Annotated in this window: 1 protein-coding gene; it reads right to left on the reverse strand. The window is 71.7% G+C overall.

Annotated elements, in window-relative coordinates; translation table 11 throughout:
- Positions 1 to 1,312, reverse strand: a 1,312-nt coding sequence (locus AC27VN_RS41655; protein WP_490880537.1) for an FAD-dependent monooxygenase, incomplete at both ends; no start/stop codon positions are given.

Here is a 1,312-nt window from a genome sequence, read left to right on the forward strand (position 1 = left end):
CGGGCCGCAGCACCAGCAGCGTGAAGCGCGCGCCGATCCGGTCGGTGAGATGGCCCTGCGCAAGCTGCTGCTCGGGCATCGCCTCGCCGGGCAGCGGGCCCGCGGGCAGCGCGTCGGCGTCCGCGCTCGACAGCGGCGAATCCTCGTAGCGCACCGCCTGCGTCTGGCGCGGATTGATCAGCTGCGCGATGCCGCGGTGCGCGCCCGACAGCGACAGCGCGGCCTCGCGCAGCAGGTCGAAGCCGCGCGAGGGCGGCGACATGAACTCGGTGCTGCGCATCGCGTTCTCGGCGTTGACGTGGAACGCGGCGATGCGCTCGGCCGAGTAGCTGTCGAGCAGCGCGGTATCCGACAACCCGCGCGCCACGAAGGCCAGCTTCCAGGCCAGGTTGTCGGCATCGTCGAAACCCGAGTTGAGGCCGCGCACGCCGAAGATCGGCATCGCATGCGCCGCGTTGCCCGCGAACAGCACGCGGCCGTGGCGGTAGCTCGCGAGCGTCATCGCGCCGGCGCGGTAGACCGAGGTCCAGACCGTCTTCCACGGCAGGTGGCCGTCTCCGATCGCATCGAGGTGGCGCTGCACGAACTCGGCCACGGCCGGCGGCTGCAGCGCCTCCTCGGTGCTCTGGCCCGCGCGCAACTGGTAGTCGATGCGCCAGATGTCGTCGGGCTGCCGGTGCATCAGCACGGTCGAGCCCGGGTTCCACGGCGGGTCGAACCAGGCGCGGCGCTCGGTCGGGTGGCCGCTCTTCAGTTCGATGTCGATGATCACGTAGCGGCCTTCGTAGCCCGTGCCCTCGAGCGCCAGGCCCAGCGCCTTGCGCACGAAGCTCTGGCCGCCGTCGCAGGCCGCGAGCCACTGGCCGCGCAACTGGTACTCGCCCTGCGCGTTGCGTGCCTCGAGCAGCACGCCCGCGTCGTCCTGCGAAAGGCCGGTGAGCTCGGTGCCCCAGCGGATGTCGATCAGCCCCGGCGCCGCGGCGTTGCGGCGCTCGATCTCCTCGAGCAGGTAGTGCTCGGCGTAGTACTGCTCGAGGTTGATCATCGGCGGCAGCTTCTGCCGCGCGTCGTGCGGCATCTCGAAGCGGAACACCTCCTCGGTCTTGTAGAAGCTGCGCCCGCCGGTCCACGGCAGGCCCTTGGCCAGGAAGGCCGGCAGCACGCCCAGCCGCGCCATGATCTCCAGGCTGCGGCGCGAGATGCAGGCCGCGCGGCTGCCGACGCAGACCGTGTCGTCGGCCTCGAGGATCACGCTGCGCACGCCGTGGTTGGCGAGCCCCAGCGCGAGCGCCATGCCGACCGGATGCGCTGC

The sequence above is a fragment of the Variovorax sp. 20P10.2.4 genome (assembly GCF_058244205.1).